The organism is Vibrio cionasavignyae, from assembly GCF_050337155.1.
Taxonomy (GTDB): domain Bacteria; phylum Pseudomonadota; class Gammaproteobacteria; order Enterobacterales; family Vibrionaceae; genus Vibrio; species Vibrio nomapromontoriensis.
Map to the genome: position 1 here is coordinate 204,114 of NZ_JAKJSR010000009.1, position 18,317 is coordinate 222,430.

The following is an 18,317-nucleotide window of genomic DNA, read 5'->3' on the forward strand; positions in this document are numbered from 1 at the left end:
CATTTTTAACCGAGACTAGCGGTATCCTCATCGCGCTATTTCGGCGACAATTTTGTTTTTTAAACACTCTAATTGCAAAAACTTCCAAATACATCAAACAAATTGAGGTTAGTTTGCCTAGTTACTTGGTTGTTAGGACAAAAATTCCTTACACTATGGCCATTAATTGGTAAGTCTGCCTTGAAATTTTTAAGTTTGAACTCAATATCAGCTTATATAGATTTTATCTCTGTTAGGTCAATAGACCCTAGTCGAGACGGAAGGCAATTTTAATAGGTCAGTATGATCTAATGGTAGAGAGAAAAAATTCACAATGATTACTAAGCTACTGACGAAGGTCATTGGTAGTCGCAATGATAGAACATTGCGTCGACTAAAAAAAATTGTTAAACAGATTAACGACTTTGAACCTCAATTTGAGTCACTATCGGATGAAGATTTAAAAGCGAAAACGATAGAGTTCCGTGAGAGACTGGATAAAGGTGAAGACCTAGACCGAATCTTGCCAGAAGCATTTGCAACGGTACGTGAAGCATCGAAGCGTGTATTCGGCATGCGTCACTTTGACGTGCAGCTCATTGGTGGCATGGTGCTGAACTCTGGTCAAATCGCTGAAATGAGAACAGGTGAAGGTAAAACGCTGACCGCAACACTTCCAGCTTACCTAAACGCTCTGCCGGGCAAAGGTGTTCATATCGTTACCGTCAACGATTACCTAGCAAAACGTGATGCCGAAACAAACCGAGCTTTGTTTGAATTCCTTGGCATGACTGTTGGTGTCAATGTTCCTAACATGCATCCGCAAGAGAAAAAAGAAGCTTACCAAGCGGACATTTTGTACGGAACAAATAACGAATTTGGTTTCGACTACCTGCGTGACAATATGGCGTTCCGCGAAGAAGATCGTGTACAGCGCGCTCGTTTCTTTGCTGTTGTCGATGAAGTGGATTCGATCTTGATTGATGAAGCGCGTACGCCGCTTATCATTTCAGGTCCAGCAGAAGATAGCTCAGAGCTTTATACTCGCATCAACACGTTAATCCCACACCTTCAGGTGCAAGAGCAGGAAGACTCAGAAGAGTACCGCGGCGACGGTCACTATACGGTTGATGAGAAATCAAAACAGGTACATTTAACTGAGACTGGTCAGGAGTTCGTTGAAGAACTGCTGATTAAAAATGGCATGATGGAAGAAGGGGATACCCTGTATTCTCCAACTAACATTAGCTTACTGCATCACGTGAATGCCGCGTTGCGTGCTCATGTGTTGTTTGAAGTTAACGTTGATTACATCGTTACCGAAGAAGGTGAGGTCGTCATTGTTGATGAGCACACTGGCCGTACTATGCCGGGTCGTCGTTGGTCTGAAGGTCTACACCAAGCTGTCGAAGCGAAAGAAGGCGTTAAGATTCAAAATGAAAACCAAACGCTGGCTTCGATTACTTTCCAAAACTTCTTCCGTCTGTATGAAAAACTGTCAGGCATGACCGGTACCGCTGATACGGAAGCGTTTGAATTCCAGTCTATCTATGGATTGGAAACTGTCGTTATCCCAACCAATAAACCAATGGTTCGTGATGACATGCCAGATGTGGTTTATCGTACTGAAGCAGAAAAATTCAACGCTATCATTGAAGATATCAAAGTACGTGCTGCGAATGGTCAACCGATTCTTGTGGGTACTGTGTCGATTGAAAAATCGGAATTGCTGTCTAATGCTTTGAAAGAAGCAAAAGTAAAACACAATGTACTGAATGCGAAATTCCATGAAAGAGAAGCTGAAATTGTTGCCGAAGCGGGTACACCAGGCGCGGTAACTATCGCAACTAACATGGCAGGTCGTGGTACGGATATTGTGTTAGGCGGCAGCTGGCAATCTCAAGTTGAAGCGCTAGGTAATGCGACGCAAGAACAAATTGATGCGATCAAAGCAGACTGGCGAGTAGTGCACGATAAAGTGCTAGAGTCAGGTGGTTTGCACATTATTGGTACGGAACGTCACGAATCACGTCGTATCGATAACCAATTACGTGGTCGTTCTGGTCGTCAGGGCGATGCGGGTTCTTCACGTTTCTATCTCTCTATGGAAGATCAGCTACTGCGTATCTTCACTTCTGACCGCATGGCGGGCTTGATCCAAAGCGGTATGGATGAAGGTGAGGCTATTGAAAGTAAGATGTTATCTCGCTCGATTGAAAAAGCGCAACGTAAAGTGGAAGGACGCAACTTCGATATTCGTAAGCAACTACTTGAATTCGATGATGTTGCCAACGATCAACGTAAAGTCGTTTACGAGCTTCGTGATGAGTTAATGACGGCGGAAGATATTCGCGAAATGCTTGAGCATAATCGCGCAGATGTATTTACCTCGGTCATTGATGAGTATATTGCACCGCAATCTCTGGAAGATATGTGGGATGTGAAAGGTCTTCAAGAGCGCCTGAAAAACGACTTCGACTTAGATCTTCCTCTTACTACATGGCTAGAAGAAGATGACAAGCTGTATGAAGAAGCACTTCGAGAGAAGATTCTAGAGACCGCCGTTACGGTTTATAACCAAAAAGAAGAAACGGTTGGGGCTTCTGTACTGCGCAATTTCGAAAAGTCAGTCATGTTGCAAACGCTCGATACATTGTGGAAAGAGCACTTGGCTGCAATGGATCATCTACGTCAAGGTATCCATTTGCGTGGTTACGCACAGAAGAACCCGAAACAAGAGTATAAGCGTGAATCATTTGAACTGTTTGAACAGTTACTTGAGTCACTTAAGCTGGATGTGATTACCATCTTGTCTAAAGTTCGAGTTCAGCAGCAAGAAGAAGTTGAGCGTATGGAAGCTCAGCGTCAAGCTCAAGCAGAAGAAGCGGCGCGCCGTGCTAAGCCTCAACATGCAAGTGCTGAAAATCAACTCGCTGACCACAGTGACGAAGAACAAAACGATGCTCATCAGCCAGTTGTTCGTGAAGAGCGTAAAGTTGGCCGTAATGAACCTTGTCCATGCGGATCGGGTAAGAAGTACAAGCAGTGTCATGGTCAAATTAATTAAATAATGATGTGATTAAAAAGAGCCGCTTTCGCGGCTCTTTTTTTAAGGAAAATTTACAATGAAACGGGTACATATTGTCGCTGCTATTATATTTAACGCTGACAAATCACAAATCTACATTACTAAGCGTCCCGACAAAGCACATCAAGGTGGGCTGTGGGAGTTTCCTGGTGGTAAAGTTGAAATTGATGAGCAGGCAGAAGATGCGCTAAAGCGTGAGCTTTATGAAGAGATTGATATTGAGGTGACAGAGCTAGCGTTGTTTGAGCATTTACTTCATGACTACACCGATAAATCATTGTCGTTCGATTTTTTTGAAGTGACGGCATTTGATCGCCAACCTTACGGTAAGGAAGGGCAGCAAGGTGCTTGGGTTAACATTACTGAGCTTGCCGACTATGCTTTCCCTGAAGCAAATGTACCAATATTAAATAAAGTCATCGAAAAATACCGCTAACCAGAGTTAGCCTATAGCGAGTAGAAATACTTTACGTTACATTGGTAGCAAATAATCAACGGAGAATGACGCAATGGTTAGAATTGCGATTGCAGGAGCAGCGGGCCGCATGGGTCGCAACTTAGTAAAAGCAACATTTCATAATGAAGGGGCGACAGTAGGTGCGGGTTCAGAAAGACCAGAATCATCACTGGTCGGCGTCGATGTCGGTGAATTGTGTGGTGAAGGGCGCTTTGATGTCGCGTTAGTCGATGACTTAACGAAGTCGATTGATAAGTTTGATGTCATTATCGATTTTACGGCACCGAAAAGTACCCTAGCAAATCTTGCGTTATGCCAGCAATATGGCAAAAAAATGATTATCGGTACGACTGGATTCTCAGATGAAGAGAAACTACAAATCGATGAAGCTGCGAAAGTGGTTCCGTTAGTGATGGCACCAAACTATAGCGTAGGTGTAAACCTCGTTTTCAAGTTGCTTGAAAAGGCGGCGAAAGTGATGGGTGACTATTGTGATGTTGAGATCGTCGAGGCTCACCACCGCCACAAAGTTGATGCCCCTTCTGGTACGGCTATTGGTATGGGTGAGGCGATTGCCGGCGCGATGGGTAACGAGTTAAGTGATGTGGCTGTTTATGCTCGTGAAGGGATTACTGGCGAACGTAGCCGAGATGAAATTGGCTTTGCCACGATTCGAGCCGGTGACATTATAGGTGAGCATACTGCAATGTTTGCTGATATCGGTGAGCGAGTTGAGATCACGCATAAGGCGACCGATAGGATGACCTTTGCGAATGGTGCTGTGAGAGCGGCGGTTTGGTTAGATGATAAACCCGCGGGGCTTTATACCATGACCGAAGTTTTGGGATTAGACCAAATTTAAATGAAAAAGCACTTCATAATGAAGTGCTTTTTTTTCGTTTAAAAAAGGCGATATTAGAGTGAGCTAAGCTACATAGTTATGCTCAAATGCAGACTTAGTACTAAGTGTGGATATTCTGCGCGATAAAAATGTGTAATGAGTGAATTTTAGCCGCAATTTAAGTTTTTTAATGGTGTTAATGACCATCTTGTTTGGTTTGCGTTGTTTTTGCGTTGTTTTTGCAAGTTAACCTTGCTTGGTTAACGTTTGCTTTCCTATATGTAAAATAATGATAACTCAGATAGGAAAATGTGGTCTATCAAATAAATGCAATTCGCTAACCGATTGAATTTTGATCTTTAAATGTACTTTTTTGAGGCTTTAGCTTAAAAACGTGCTCAGATGCAATAAAAGTTAGCTTATTTTTTATCTTGTTGTTGACACTCGTCACAGTGCTAATTAGAATACCGCCAATTTGTCTGTACTACCTCATGGTGCTTTTAAGCCGTATGTAGGGTGTCAGCATTGATATTTTATTTATATTTTTTGCATCTTTATTCTGGAGGTTATCTTGAGTAAACCAGCACTGTTAGTCCTAGAAGATGGGACTGTGTTCCACGGTATTTCCATTGGAGCAGACGGGTTGTCCGTTGGTGAAGTTGTTTTTAATACCTCGATGACGGGGTACCAAGAAATCCTCACTGATCCTTCCTATTCTCAGCAAATCGTTACTCTTACTTACCCTCACATTGGCAATACCGGAACCAATTCCGAAGATGAAGAATCTTCTTCAATCCACGCTCAAGGCCTTGTGATTCGCGATCTTCCTCTTATCGCTTCTAACTTCCGTAATGAACAATCTCTTTCTGATTATCTAAAATCGCAAAATATTGTGGGTATCGCCGATATCGATACACGTAAGCTGACACGTATTTTACGTGAGAAAGGCGCTCAAAACGGTTGTGTTGTTGCGGGTCACAATATTGATGAAGCTCTAGCGCTAGCTAAAGCAAAAGAATTCCCAGGCCTAAAAGGTATGGATCTTGCGAAAGAAGTGACGACAAAAGAAGCGTATCAATGGAAACAAGGTTCGTGGACGCTCACGGGTGGACTTCCTGAGGCGAAAGCAGACAGTGAATTGCCATTCCACGTTGTTGCTTATGACTTCGGTGCAAAAAGAAACATCCTACGCATGCTGGTTGACCGCGGTTGCCGCTTAACCGTAGTTCCTGCTGAAACGTCTGCAGAAGAGGTGCTTGCACTTAACCCTGACGGCGTATTCCTTTCAAATGGCCCTGGTGACCCGGAACCGTGTACTTACGCTATCGAAGCGACAAAAGTGTTCCTAGAGAAAGGTCTACCAATCTTTGGCATTTGTTTAGGTCACCAAATTCTAGCTTTAGCATCCGGTGCTAAAACGGTAAAAATGAAATTTGGTCACCATGGTGCTAACCACCCTGTAAAAGATTTGGATCGTGATGTTGTGATGATTACCTCACAAAACCACGGCTTTGCGGCTGATGAAGCGACGCTTCCAGAGAATCTACGTGCGACGCACAAGTCACTGTTTGACGGTTCTCTACAAGGTATTCACCGTACCGACAAGCCAGCATTTAGCTTCCAGGGGCACCCTGAAGCAAGCCCAGGTCCTGAAGACGCAGCGCCGTTATTCGACCACTTCATTGAACTAATTAAACAGCACAACGCTTAATCCGGAGTAGTAGAGAATGCCAAAACGTACTGACATTAAAAGTATTCTAATTTTAGGTGCTGGCCCGATCGTAATCGGTCAAGCATGTGAGTTTGATTACTCTGGTGCTCAAGCTTGTAAAGCGCTTCGCGAAGAAGGTTACCGAGTTATTCTTGTTAACTCTAACCCAGCGACAATCATGACTGACCCTGACATGGCCGATGCCACTTACATCGAACCAATCCAGTGGGAAGTCGTTCGCAACATTATTGCGAAAGAAAAGCCAGATGCGGTTCTTCCAACGATGGGTGGTCAAACGGCGCTTAACTGTGCACTAGACCTAGAAAAGCACGGCGTTCTTGAAGAGTTCGGCGTAGAAATGATTGGTGCAACGGCAGACGCGATTGATAAAGCAGAAGACCGTTCACGCTTTGATAAAGCAATGAAGTCGATTGGTCTTGAGTGTCCTACCGCGGATACGGCGAAAACGATGGAAGAAGCTTACAAAGTTTTAGACATGGTTGGCTTCCCTTGTATCATTCGTCCATCGTTTACGATGGGTGGTACGGGCGGCGGTATCGCTTACAACAAAGAAGAATTTGAAGAAATCTGTCGTCGTGGTTTGGACTTATCTCCAACTAATGAACTTCTTATCGATGAATCACTTATCGGTTGGAAAGAATACGAGATGGAAGTGGTTCGTGACAAAAACGACAACTGCATCATCGTATGTGCGATTGAAAACTTTGACCCAATGGGTATTCACACAGGTGACTCAATCACTGTGGCGCCAGCTCAAACGCTGACAGACAAAGAATACCAACTCATGCGTAACGCATCTCTAGCAGTACTGCGTGAGATTGGTGTTGAAACAGGTGGTTCAAACGTACAGTTTGGTATCAACCCGAAAGATGGCCGTATGGTTATCATCGAGATGAACCCACGTGTATCTCGCTCTTCTGCACTAGCATCTAAAGCAACAGGTTTCCCAATCGCTAAGATTGCAGCGAAACTGGCTGTTGGCTTCACGCTAGACGAGCTAATGAATGACATCACTGGCGGCGCAACGCCAGCATCGTTCGAACCAACAATCGACTACGTAGTCACTAAGATTCCTCGTTTTAACTTCGAGAAATTTGCCGGTGCTAACGACCGTCTAACGACGCAAATGAAGTCTGTTGGTGAAGTTATGGCTATTGGCCGTAACCAACAAGAATCGCTACAAAAAGCACTGCGTGGCCTAGAGGTAGGCGCGACAGGTTTTGATGAAATGGTTGACCTAGATGCGCCTGACGCACTAACAACGATTCGTCATGAGCTTAAAGAAGCGGGCGCAGATCGTATTTGGTACATTGCAGATGCATTCCGTGCTGGTATGTCGGTAGATGGCGTATTCAACCTAACGCAAATTGACCGTTGGTTCCTAGTTCAAATCGAAGACATTGTTAAGCTAGAGCAAGAAGTTAAAGCTGCTGGTTTTGCTGGCCTTAATAAAGACGTACTTAACAAGCTTAAACGTAAAGGCTTTGCTGATGCTCGCCTATCTAAGATTTTAGGTGTAGCAGAAAGCGAAATCCGTCGTCTACGTGACCAATACGATATCCACCCAGTATACAAGCGCGTAGATACGTGTGCGGCTGAGTTCTCTTCAGATACCGCTTACATGTACTCATCTTATGATGACGAGTGTGAAGCGAACCCAACAGATAAAGACAAGATCATGATCTTGGGTGGCGGTCCAAACCGTATCGGCCAAGGTATTGAATTTGACTACTGTTGTGTACACGCATCACTAGCACTACGTGAAGATGGCTACGAAACTATCATGGTTAACTGTAACCCTGAGACAGTTTCGACGGATTACGATACGTCAGACCGCCTTTACTTCGAACCCGTCACTTTGGAAGATGTACTAGCCATCGCTCGTGTTGAGAAACCAAAAGGCGTTATCGTTCAGTACGGTGGTCAAACACCACTTAAACTGGCTCGCGCTCTTGAAGCGGCTGGCGTACCAATCATTGGTACTAGCCCTGATGCTATCGACCGTGCAGAAGACCGTGAGCGTTTCCAAGTGGCTGTAGACCGTCTAGGTCTGCTTCAGCCAGAGAACGCGACAGTGACTACCATGGAGCAAGCAGTAGAGAAATCTCGCGAAATCGGCTTCCCATTGGTTGTACGTCCTTCTTACGTACTTGGTGGTCGTGCGATGGAAATCGTATACGACGAGCAAGACTTACGTCGCTACTTCAACGAAGCAGTAAGCGTATCAAACGAATCGCCAGTACTACTAGATAGCTTCTTAGACGACGCTGTTGAAGTTGACGTAGATGCGATTTGTGACGGTGAGCGTGTGGTTATCGGCGGTATCATGGAGCACATCGAGCAAGCGGGTGTTCACTCAGGTGACTCAGCATGTTCTCTTCCTGCATACACGCTAAGCCAAGAAATCCAAGACGTCATGCGTGAGCAAGTTGAAAAGCTAGCATTTGAGCTGGGTGTTCGTGGTCTGATGAACACGCAATTCGCTGTTAAGAACAATGAAGTGTACCTCATCGAGGTTAACCCTCGTGCGGCACGTACGGTTCCATTCGTATCTAAAGCGACGGGTGCGCCAATCGCTAAGATTGCCGCACGTGTTATGGCTGGTCAATCTCTAGAGTCTCAAGGCTTTACTAAAGAGATCATTCCACCATACTACTCAGTGAAAGAAGTGGTACTTCCATTCAACAAGTTCCCTGGTGTTGACCCACTATTAGGCCCAGAAATGCGCTCTACTGGTGAAGTTATGGGTGTTGGTGCAACATTTGCTGAAGCTTACTCAAAAGCTGAATTAGGTTGTGGTCACATCTACCCTGAGGGTGGTCGTGCACTGCTTTCTGTTCGTGAAGGTGATAAAGAGCGCGTCGTTGACCTTGCTTCTAAGCTAACGAAGCTAGGTTACCAGTTGGATGCAACTCACGGTACAGCAGTGATTCTGGGCGAAGCGGGCATCAACCCACGTCTAGTGAACAAAGTACACGAAGGTCGTCCTCACATTCTTGACCGTATCAAGAACAATGAGTACACCTACATTGTGAACACGGCTGCTGGTCGTCAAGCGATTGAAGATTCTAAAGTTCTTCGTCGTGGTGCTTTGGCTGAGAAAGTGAACTACACCACCACGCTAAATGCAGCGTTTGCAACGTGTATGGCTCACACCGCTGATGCAAAAACATCAGTGACGTCAGTTCAAGAACTGCACGCACAAGTTAACGCGGCAAAATAAAAACTAATAGGTTGGCTTTGCGCCTGCCTTTTAGACAGTCTTATCGCCCGCTCATTCGAGCGGGCTTTTTTGTGTAGGACCCTCTATACAGAGAGTGTTTTTCAATCAATTCTTCTTGGCGCTATATTCCTATTCTCAATAAAAATATAGGAAAATAGCAGTGAAAATTAAATGCGCTATGGGCGTTCTCTTGACGGCCACAACACTATCACTTCCGGCCATCGCCGATGATGGTTTTTACCTCGGTAGCATGTTTAGTACGGTGCAAGTTGCAAGTGACGCGGTCAAATTACCAGGCTTTAATGTCAGCAATTTTGGACTTCAGGCAGGGTATTCGTTTACTGAACACTTTGCTTTAGAGGGAAGGTATCTTTATGCCCTTAACCGTACAGGGTCATTACCTCAACACCAGTCCCAAGTTTACGCCAAAGCAAGCTATCCACTAAACGACACTTTTTCTATTTATGCTTTAGCTGGTATCAACATTACCAATCAAGACTCGGCTAGCAGTAAAACCAAGAGTTATTTTTCAGGTGGAGCCGGTGTGTCATATACCTTCACTGATAAGATCAAAGGATCGTTGGAATATGTATCTTTGGCGCAAAACAAAATCTATAAAGGTAATGCGGTCAATGTTGGTCTTAGTTACTACTTTTAACTTTTTGAATTTTTTGAGGCTTTAATAATGATGAATGTTAAATGGACTAAAGTAGTGTTCATGCTGTCTTTTTTGGTCAGCTCCTATTCCTTTTCTGGACCTTATATCGGGGTAAACTTAGGCTCTACTAAATATGAAATGAACCATGCATACAAAGTAGATAACATGGATAAAACCTACGGCACATCAGGTTCCTATTCTGCTGTGGGAATAAAGCTAGGCTACGAGTTTAATCCCTATCTTTCTTTCGAGGGGCGTTATACCAACAACAATTCGCTTAATACATACCATGTTCCTAAGCATCAGTTTGGGCTGTTAGCTAAGATATCGCTGCCCGTCAGTGAAAGGGTTGCGCTTTATGGTTTAGCTGGTACCAGTGTGTTCGATGCTCCAATTTATAACAGTTCGAGACCGTCTAATGGGACCGATGTCTTTCCCCATACTCATAAGGTACAGACGACCCTAGCATTAGGTGGCGGAGTAGAGTTTCGCCATTCTGAGAACGTTGCCTTTAATATGGAATACGTAAATTATGCCCATAAAGACGCATATAAGTTTGGCGGCGTAAATATCGGGTTGAACTATTACTTTTAACCAACTCCAAATAGGAATAGGTCAATATCCATCGTTTCGCTAGTGTTGATGTTTTTAGCAAGTAAAATGACGGAATGTTTTCGCTTTGACTCAGAATCATGGAAGTTACTATAGAAATTCTCGGACTGTTATTTCTCGTTGCAGGGATAGCTGGTTTTATTGACGCGATGGCTGGAGGAGGAGGGTTACTTACGCTCCCCGCCCTGCTTGCTGTAGGGGTGCCCCCAACCCAAGCGCTAGCGACCAATAAACTGCAAAGCTCATTTGGGAGCTTTTCTGCAACGTGGTATTTCGTTCGAAACGGCATTGTTGATATTAAAGAAATGCGCTTAGCGATTGCGTGTACTTTTATTGGCTCAGCGGTGGGGGCTGAGCTGGTTCAACATATTGATGCTGGTATATTGACGAGTCTTATTCCAGTCTTACTACTGGGTATTTCCTTATACTTTTTGCTGGCGCCTCAAGCTGGAGAGGGTGGGGGGAAGCCAAAGCTATCTGAGACCATGTTTGCTTTTTCTGTTGGAACTGGCGTGGGATTTTACGATGGTTTCTTTGGCCCTGGTACAGGTTCTATTTTTACGATTTGTTTTGTCGCCATTGCCCAACTTTCTATTGTGCATGCCACGGCGCGAACCAAGGTTCTGAACTTTACTTCAAATATAGCCGCATTATTGTTCTTTGTTTTGGCGGGCCTCCCTGTGTGGGAAATCGGTTTAGTGATGGCGATGGGCGGTTTCATTGGCGCTCGTATGGGAGCAAAAATGGTGGTCACAAAGGGCAAGAAGTTCATCCGCCCGTTGGTGGTCATCATGTCAATGGTGATGGCGATAAAACTACTCTTGGAACAGCATCCTCAATGGTTTCAATCACTGTTTTAGCTCGATTATTCTTTAATGCCGTTGGTCGGTAAATCAGGTGTATTGGCCGAGTAAGAGCGGATAAAAAGGCAAAGTCAAAACACAGCGCCTCATCAATATGTAATGTCTTAATAATGGACATCGGTACGAGAGCCGGTCCCGCCCCTTTGATCGCAAGCTGGGCGGCGGCCGTGTACGAATCCATTTGCATGCAAGGAACAATTTGGGATTGCTGCAGTAAGGCGGCTTGGTATGTGTTAGCTGGGTTATTGAGATCGTTGGTGATTAGATTTTTTGGCGCACAGCTTAAAGGTTGATGACTAACAATTTTAAACGGTTCATCAAATAAGTGAGTCGCGTATAGTCCTAATTTTGCACTGAGGTGCCCGGCACAGAAACCAATCATGGCATCACCCGAACGGACATGCTCAACAATTCTTGGAGTGTGATTAGTAGTGATGGTGAGGTACGGGTCTTGAGCCAGTAATGGGCTAATAAACTCACTAAGGTAGCCAGCAACGAGCGTTTCAGAGCAGTCAATACGAATCAGGGTTTGATCGCTATGTAGCTGCTCTTCTGATATCAATCCTTTCAGTTCATTAACACTGGTGCCTATGCGCTCAATGAGATCTAACGCATCTGGCGTGAGCTTGATCTGCCTGCCGTCAGGCTCGATGAGCTTTTTTCCTAGACGCTTTTCTAAGTTAGCAATGCGCTTACTCACCGCCGACTGACCGATGTAAAGGCGACTGCCAGTACGACTCATGGTTTTTTCTTGCGATAAGACTAAGAGTGTTTCAATACCTTCAAGTAGCATGACTATTAATGAAATATGGGAATAGATAACGCCTAGGTTATCACGATTTTAGGGATTATGGCGTTATAGACAGCGAGCGAGTCGTTGCCCAAAGTAGTACGCCGTGGCTAGATCATTGTCATTGACTAAATTGGAATCGCTTAGGGTGCTGGCAACAAGCCCAATAGAGGAGCCTGTTCTATTGAGCTTAAGTTGGTCGTTGTGCTGTGAGGTGTCTAAACCCGCCCAAAGCATGGCATGCTGGCAGGCTAAAGTGAAAAAACTAAGTAAGGTTTGCTGCTGTTCTCCATTGAGGCTTCCCCCAACTGTGAAGCCTGCTGCCAACTTATTTCGCCATGCCAGGTCAACGTAATCATTGCTACTTGCATCCATAAATGCTTTAAATTGCGCTGCGGCAGACCCCATATAAGTGGGGCTACCAAATACAATGGCATCTTGCTGCTGCAAGACGTTAAAGATGTCCTTACGGATATAGCGACCTTCAACAATGTCGCTAGATAGAATCTCAATCTGAGTAGTGGTCACTCCGGCAGCAGTGGATCCCGCGGATATTCTTTCTGCCAGCATTCTCGTTGCGCCAGTGTGAGAAAAATACACGATGGCCATTTTCTTACTCATCAGTGACCTTAGCCTTGTTGGTGATTTTTATTTGATAGCCATCTTCTTGAAAGTTAGGAATAAAATCAACAAAGTTCTGGATACTGTCTAGCGTATCTTCGGTGTAATGCGAGACGTATAACAGTTGGCTAAGGTTTTCTTTGGCAATCATGTTGAGCGCGTTCATCACCAATTTTCGACCTAGGTAATCGAGTCCTTGATAGGGCTCATCCAGAATGAGAATGGTGGGTTGTTTTATAATCGCACGGGCAATTAACAGCAGCCGTTGTTGGCTGTATTCAAGCGCCCTAAATGAGCTGTGAGCAAGGTGTGCCATGTGCAGTAAAGTCAGCCACTCTTTTGCGGTATCAATTTGTTTTTTCGTTGGCTTATCGTAGAGCCCAATCGAGTCAAAAAAGCCCGAGAGCAACACATCAAGCGCATTGCAACTGACTCGATATTGCAAGTGTAGTGAGGATGACACCATCCCTGTATGCTGTTTGATGTCCCACACTGTTTCGCCGCTACCGCGTTTCATGCCATAAATTTGAATATCGTTGCTGTAGCATTGTGGATGGTCGCCAAAAATCAAACCCAGTAAGGTGCTTTTTCCACAACCATTAGGACCTCGGACTTGCCAATGCTCCCCGTGATTGATCTGCCAATTAACATTGGAGAATATCTTTTGGTCAACGTATTCGACACAACCGTTGGTAATTTGAATGAGCGGGTCACTAAATGCAGATGCATGTTGGTGTTTACGGATTAATTCCATCCACTGTTCACTCTGAATCGCGGATTGAGACAGTAATTGGGCGATAACAGGATGGCTGGTCCATTGTTGGTAGCTGAGTTCTTCTTTTAACGTACCGTTTTCAAATAGAGCAATGTGATTCACCCATGTTGGAATTTCATCTTCTCGTGAGGTAATGAGAATGAGTTGTACATGAGCGGAGAGATCGTAAAGGTAGTCGGCGAGTATTTTTCTGTGGGCATGATCGAGACCAACAAAAGGCTCATCCAGAATCAGTACCTGTGGTGAAGAAGAAAGAGCACGAGCTAACATCACGCGGCGAGTCTCACCAGTTGAAAGCTGTTTGAAGCCGCGGTCCTTTAAGTGCAGTAAGTCTAACTCCTGTAGTAGCTGTTCGATGATCACAGGGTTGTCACAATGTTCAGAAATAAGCTGCATCACACTACGGCCATGATCGATTCTGTCTAAGAAGTCAGTGTCATCGTTGGCATGTTCTAATTCAAGCAGCCGTTGTTGTTCGGCAAGTGACACCTGAGCAATGTGGTATTGGTTGGTATCGACATTACCCGTATCAGGTTCAATTTCTTGACAGAGTAGATCTCCAATCACGGACCCAACATTACCTTGGGTCTCGAAGACGCCCCAATGCTCTTTATGCTTAAGTTGCCAAAAAGGAATACATAGCTTTTGAGATTGATTGAATTGAACTTGATTGAACGTGATCGCCATGAGATCTCCTTATCTCGAATAAATCCATCATCCCGCATTACTTGAATAAAAAACGGTCAGGTATTCAACATACTAGAGCAATAAGGAAAATTGAAGAGTGAATGTCAGAGAATGGCGCAACTCTGACATTCATGTTGTGAAATATCGTTATTTATCGAGTGCAAACGTAGGTAGGGAGAGCTGCCAGCGAATAGCACCAAGCCGAATAATTAGCGTAGTGACCACACAGCTTAGAAAAGCACTTTCCGGCGTCGCGCCGAACATTAATGTCGTGGTGTAAAAAGCCCCACCGATAATACAGGCGGTCGCGTAAACTTCTCGGCGTAAAATCATCGGGATTTCTCGTGCGAGGACATCTCGAATAATGCCGCCGCCACAGCCTGTTATCACGCCCATAATAATAGCGACCAAGGCGGAATCTTGATAATTAAGCGCTTTTTCTACACCGATGCCAACAAAGACAGCTAGTCCGATAGCATCGGAGACCGGCAGTACCCACCATGGCAATCGACGAGGGTGTCTGATTAACATCATGGTGAGTAAACAGGTAACGATGATAACCCATAAATAGGTGGTGTCGGTGATCCAGAATACTGGCGTCGCGCCTAGCGCCATATCTCTTATGGTGCCACCACCAATCGCGGTGACACTGCCTAATACCATAACGCCAAAGGGATCCATCCTTAGTCTTCCTGCGAGAATCACCCCTGATATCGCAAATACCATTGTGCCGAATAAATCGACTAAATAGAGCATGGAGTCCACGTTATATACTCATTGAAAAATGTCTTATTAAAAGTGCGGCAATTTTACGGTAATTATAGACGCTTCGCACCTGATCTTGTCATGGTGCGAGTGAATTCTCACTGAGACTGTCTAACCGTATCGAAATGTTGGCAAACTTGTTCTATTGCCAACAAAGTACGTGGTGTTGGTCGGTTTAACCAATCAGACGTTAGTGTCCACATATGCTTCTTCTCAACGGCAGGGAGTTCGGCAGACCACTTCTGCCACATGCCGCCATTTTTAATGGCATGCTCTGAAGTGAAAATAGCGTCCGGTTGGCGAACAATAATTTGCTCTGGGCTGACCTGAGGGTAGGGGGCTTTGCTGTTGGCAAAGATGTTTTCACCACCACAAAAGCGAAAGACCTCACTTGGCCAGCTACCTTGTGCCAGAGTGATTATGGGTTTTTCACTCAGTTGATAAAAATAACGAACGGGTTTATCCGTCTGTGAGGTTGATTTTAGCGAGTCTAATCGTTGTCGAAAATCGGCTGCGGCTCTTTGACCGATAGTAGGGTCATTAGCATAAGCACTGAGAGCCTCGATATTATCGGCGATATCCTCAAGCTTGTTTGTTTTTGAATAGATAAGGTTAAAACCTAACTGACGGAGTTTATCTAACTCACGAGCCGGATTACCTGCAGGCCAAACAAGTATGAGATCAGGTTGTAATGCGACGATGCGTTCTAGCTTAATGCCTTGATAGTTAGCAACTCGCTCGAGTTTTTTAGCCGCGTCTGGATAGTCACTGTATTCACTGGCTGCGATGAGTTGGTCACCTAGGCCTGCTGCATAAGCCAATTCTGTGGCGTGAGGAGCAAGGCTAATAACTCGCTCTGCAATCGCCAGTGCTGGTGAGGAAAGACAGGCCATAATCATGACCGTCAGAATTCGTTTCATTGACTAAAACCCTTTATGAATAATAAACATGATGGCGCTTTGCAGCATTAACCAAATATAGATCCGCCAGGCGATATCTTTTTGTAACACTGCGAGGTGATACGCCGATGGGACTATTTTTCCGCCAATTCGGGCGCGTTGATATTTCGTCGCGTCGTACATTGCTGGCCCACCGAGTGAAAGCCCAAACTTGTTTGCGTACCCACATAATAGCCAATTGGTGGTGGGGTTGTGCCAACTCCGGCTTTGCGCTATAGCCGATGTAATACTTTGGCGTGATGTGCCTATCATGATAAGCAGTGCGAACAGTTTTTGTGGTGCGGCATCAAGCAAGGAAAAGGCGGCAAGAGCAGGCTTACCAAAATGTTGATAGTGAGGTTGAGCAGGGCTCCAACTGCGGGCTAATTCCATAGCTAGACGATAAATGAGCGCGCCGATTCCACCGAATAAGCCATACCAAAACAGTACGCCAATGACGCGTCGAGAGTAGCCTAGTATGAGTGTTTCTGCCGAAGCTTTGCCTAGCCCAATCAGAGATAAAGGCGCAGTGTCTCTATTTACACACGTTTGTAAAGAGGTGCGCACATAGGCTTTATCTTCATTGGATAAGCCGCGGATGAGCTGCTGAGTTAACGTTTCATTGCCACGCCAGTCTAACGCCAACAGTAATAGCGCCAATTGATAAAATTGCGCCTGCCAAGCCAGTGATTGCATGGCGAGTAATACCGCAAACGCAGGCATCACGAACAGTACCCAAGTCAGTAATCCGGAAAGAGTTTGCTGGGAGGTTGTGCTAGTAGGTTGATTGACCTTGTTAGCAATCGCTATCGCCAAGCGTCGCCAGTAGTAAATTGGGTGAGCACTTTGGGGAATGGGGAGTAACAGATGAAAAATAAGTGCACCCCACATCACGAGAAGCGCACCATTGGCATAGAAACTCTCTAGAAAAGAGCTCATTAACGAATCCTTGTTATTCTAATTAACTCGTCCTTGCAGTTTGGTTCTTGTTATCAAATCTTTGTTGACAGCAGAACCCAAGATTAAGCTTGAGCTTATTTGAGCAAGCTGACCATTTTCACAACCATCTCAGATGAGCTTTGTGCTGCTAATGGTAGAAATTCTTCAAAACTCATTGGTGATTCTTTGTCGGCAACATCAGAGATAGCACGAACAACCACGAACGGAGTATTGAATTGATGACAAGTTTGAGCAATAGCTGATGCTTCCATCTCAACCGCAATAACGCCAGGGAAGTTAGCACGGATCGCTGCTTGGCGCTCTGGGCGACAAACAAACTCATCACCGGTGCAAATAAGGCCACGTACCGCGTGCTTGTCTTGCATTTGAGCAAGCGCTTGTTCAGCGATATCCATTAATTTTTTATCAGCAGTAAATGCAGCAGGTTGACCAGCCATTTGACCGATTTCGTAGCCAAATGCTGTGACGTCAGCATCGTGGTGACGAACTTCGGTAGAGATAACCACATCACCTAAGTTGAGAGTTGATTCAAAGCCACCCGCTGAGCCTGTGTTGATAACAACATCAGGTTGGTAGTCACTTAGAAGAACCGTGGTGCCGACAGCTGCTGCCACTTTACCAATGCCGGATTGAAGTAACACAACATCTGCGCCATTGAGTTGACCAGTAAAAAAAGTACAGCCGCCTTTTTTCACTTCGACTAAATTTTCTAGAGCAGATTTAAGGATGGACACTTCTTGTTCCATTGCGCCAATTACGCCGATTTTCATAGAGATTCTCTCAAGTTGGTAAAGGTGTTCGGCGTGCAGTATAGCAATAGTCTTGGTTGACCCCAACTATCTTCTCTAACCCTAGCTCTCTTCTCTGGTCTCTTACAATTAAGGCTTTATGATGAGGCCTGTTTCGATGAGTTTTGCTCTAAATGCTTCGACTCGCTTTCTATTCACCTTGAAATCATAATAGCCAATACGGGCTTCTGAGCGTACCAGTAGCTTTCCATCTTCGATCTTCAGCTCCATATCATCCACATAGCGAAAGACTTTAGATTTGTACTCGATGCGTAAGTAGTCGCCTTCTTTCGCGGCAACACTTGCGCGCGGAAAGCTTAAGGCAACGGTTTCTATCTGGTTGATGTTTGCGCCGTCTGTGAGTTCAAATGGTGCAATATTAAAGTCTTCGCGATTATCTTGAGTGGATACACAGCGGGGGCTATCGCCACACGGTAAGTGAGTTCGGTCGGTCATAGTTGTCGTTCCTGCACCGCATGCGGTGAGTAATAAAAGAGAAAAGGTGCCAATGGTGATTTTGTTCATGAACCCTCCTTGCAA

16 protein-coding genes are annotated in these 18,317 nt (G+C 44.9%); 8 read left to right on the forward strand and 8 right to left on the reverse strand.

Translation table 11 applies throughout. The features are described from left to right. Positions 1-313: 313 nt before the first annotated feature. From secA to L4D74_RS01600, 8 genes are all read left to right on the forward strand, one after another. Positions 314-3,046 (forward strand): preprotein translocase subunit SecA, encoded by a 2,733-nt coding sequence (secA, locus tag L4D74_RS01565; protein ID WP_265673678.1) that lies wholly within the window; start codon positions 314-316, stop codon positions 3,044-3,046. Between the two features lie 58 nt (positions 3,047-3,104). After that, a complete protein-coding gene (gene mutT / locus L4D74_RS01570; protein ID WP_265673679.1) occupies positions 3,105-3,503 on the forward strand; it encodes an 8-oxo-dGTP diphosphatase MutT in 399 nt (132 codons plus the stop codon). Between the two features lie 73 nt (positions 3,504-3,576). Beyond that, a complete protein-coding gene (dapB, locus tag L4D74_RS01575; RefSeq protein ID WP_265673680.1) occupies positions 3,577-4,386 on the forward strand; it encodes a 4-hydroxy-tetrahydrodipicolinate reductase in 810 nt (269 codons plus the stop codon). Between the two features lie 550 nt (positions 4,387-4,936). Next, positions 4,937-6,076: a glutamine-hydrolyzing carbamoyl-phosphate synthase small subunit gene (gene carA / locus L4D74_RS01580; RefSeq protein ID WP_265673681.1), complete on the forward strand. Its 1,140-nt coding sequence runs from the start codon at positions 4,937-4,939 to the stop codon at positions 6,074-6,076. Between the two features lie 16 nt (positions 6,077-6,092). Then, positions 6,093-9,320, forward strand: coding sequence for a carbamoyl-phosphate synthase large subunit (carB, locus tag L4D74_RS01585; protein ID WP_428750402.1), 3,228 nt, complete (start codon positions 6,093-6,095; stop codon positions 9,318-9,320). A gap of 160 nt (positions 9,321-9,480) precedes the next feature. Further along, a complete protein-coding gene (locus L4D74_RS01590; RefSeq protein WP_428750403.1) occupies positions 9,481-9,978 on the forward strand; it encodes a porin family protein in 498 nt (165 codons plus the stop codon). A gap of 27 nt (positions 9,979-10,005) precedes the next feature. After that, positions 10,006-10,572, forward strand: coding sequence for a porin family protein (locus tag L4D74_RS01595; RefSeq protein WP_428750404.1), 567 nt, complete (start codon positions 10,006-10,008; stop codon positions 10,570-10,572). Between the two features lie 98 nt (positions 10,573-10,670). Further along, on the forward strand, positions 10,671-11,450 hold the full coding sequence (locus tag L4D74_RS01600; RefSeq protein ID WP_428750405.1) for a TSUP family transporter: 780 nt from the start codon (positions 10,671-10,673) through the stop codon (positions 11,448-11,450). On the opposite strand, the gene L4D74_RS01605 is transcribed toward L4D74_RS01600, so the two are convergent. From L4D74_RS01605 to L4D74_RS01640, 8 genes are all read right to left on the reverse strand, one after another. After that, positions 11,380-12,246 carry a LysR family transcriptional regulator gene (locus L4D74_RS01605; RefSeq protein WP_428750406.1) on the reverse strand — a complete coding sequence of 289 codons (867 nt, stop codon included), beginning with the start codon at positions 12,244-12,246 and terminating at the stop codon, positions 11,380-11,382. The two genes, L4D74_RS01600 and L4D74_RS01605, sit on opposite strands and share 71 nt — an antisense overlap. Before the next feature lie 63 nt (positions 12,247-12,309). Then, positions 12,310-12,867, reverse strand: a complete 558-nt coding sequence (locus tag L4D74_RS01610) for a flavodoxin family protein (protein WP_428750670.1) — start codon at positions 12,865-12,867, stop codon at positions 12,310-12,312. Then, entirely contained in the window at positions 12,857-14,326 is a 1,470-nt protein-coding gene (gene modF / locus L4D74_RS01615; RefSeq protein WP_428750407.1) for a molybdate ABC transporter ATP-binding protein ModF, read from the reverse strand. The genes L4D74_RS01610 and modF overlap by 11 nt, the downstream gene beginning before the upstream one ends. Before the next feature lie 147 nt (positions 14,327-14,473). After that, positions 14,474-15,091, reverse strand: a complete 618-nt coding sequence (locus tag L4D74_RS01620) for a TRIC cation channel family protein (protein WP_428750408.1) — start codon at positions 15,089-15,091, stop codon at positions 14,474-14,476. Between the two features lie 98 nt (positions 15,092-15,189). Continuing rightward, positions 15,190-15,990, reverse strand: a complete 801-nt coding sequence (gene btuF / locus L4D74_RS01625) for a vitamin B12 ABC transporter substrate-binding protein BtuF (protein ID WP_428750672.1) — start codon at positions 15,988-15,990, stop codon at positions 15,190-15,192. A 24-nt stretch (positions 15,991-16,014) separates the two neighbouring features. Beyond that, the gene (locus tag L4D74_RS01630; protein ID WP_428750409.1) at positions 16,015-16,968 is read right to left on the reverse strand and encodes a cobalamin biosynthesis family protein; all 954 of its coding nucleotides are present in this window, start codon (positions 16,966-16,968) and stop codon (positions 16,015-16,017) included. 95 nt (positions 16,969-17,063) lie between these two features. After that, positions 17,064-17,759 (reverse strand): 5'-methylthioadenosine/S-adenosylhomocysteine nucleosidase, encoded by a 696-nt coding sequence (gene mtnN, locus L4D74_RS01635; protein ID WP_428750410.1) that lies wholly within the window; start codon positions 17,757-17,759, stop codon positions 17,064-17,066. Between the two features lie 108 nt (positions 17,760-17,867). Continuing rightward, positions 17,868-18,302, reverse strand: a complete 435-nt coding sequence (locus tag L4D74_RS01640) for a DUF1499 domain-containing protein (RefSeq protein ID WP_428750411.1) — start codon at positions 18,300-18,302, stop codon at positions 17,868-17,870. Between the last annotated feature and the right edge of the window lie 15 nt (positions 18,303-18,317).

Excerpts from the sequence above, each read along its gene's own strand:
- secA (WP_265673678.1), top strand. The coding sequence starts at position 314 with ATGATTACTAAGCTACTGACGAAGGTCATTGGTAGTCGCAATGATAGA.
- mutT (WP_265673679.1), top strand. The coding sequence starts at position 3,105 with ATGAAACGGGTACATATTGTCGCTGCTATTATATTTAACGCTGACAAA.
- dapB (WP_265673680.1), top strand. The coding sequence starts at position 3,577 with ATGGTTAGAATTGCGATTGCAGGAGCAGCGGGCCGCATGGGTCGCAAC.
- carB (WP_428750402.1), top strand. The coding sequence starts at position 6,093 with ATGCCAAAACGTACTGACATTAAAAGTATTCTAATTTTAGGTGCTGGC.
- L4D74_RS01595 (WP_428750404.1), top strand. The coding sequence starts at position 10,006 with ATGATGAATGTTAAATGGACTAAAGTAGTGTTCATGCTGTCTTTTTTG.
- L4D74_RS01600 (WP_428750405.1), top strand. The coding sequence starts at position 10,671 with ATGGAAGTTACTATAGAAATTCTCGGACTGTTATTTCTCGTTGCAGGG.
- L4D74_RS01605 (WP_428750406.1), bottom strand. The coding sequence starts at position 12,246 with ATGCTACTTGAAGGTATTGAAACACTCTTAGTCTTATCGCAAGAAAAA.
- modF (WP_428750407.1), bottom strand. The coding sequence starts at position 14,326 with ATGGCGATCACGTTCAATCAAGTTCAATTCAATCAATCTCAAAAGCTA.
- btuF (WP_428750672.1), bottom strand. The coding sequence starts at position 15,990 with ATGATTATGGCCTGTCTTTCCTCACCAGCACTGGCGATTGCAGAGCGA.
- L4D74_RS01630 (WP_428750409.1), bottom strand. The coding sequence starts at position 16,968 with ATGAGCTCTTTTCTAGAGAGTTTCTATGCCAATGGTGCGCTTCTCGTG.
- mtnN (WP_428750410.1), bottom strand. The coding sequence starts at position 17,759 with ATGAAAATCGGCGTAATTGGCGCAATGGAACAAGAAGTGTCCATCCTT.
- L4D74_RS01640 (WP_428750411.1), bottom strand. The coding sequence starts at position 18,302 with ATGAACAAAATCACCATTGGCACCTTTTCTCTTTTATTACTCACCGCA.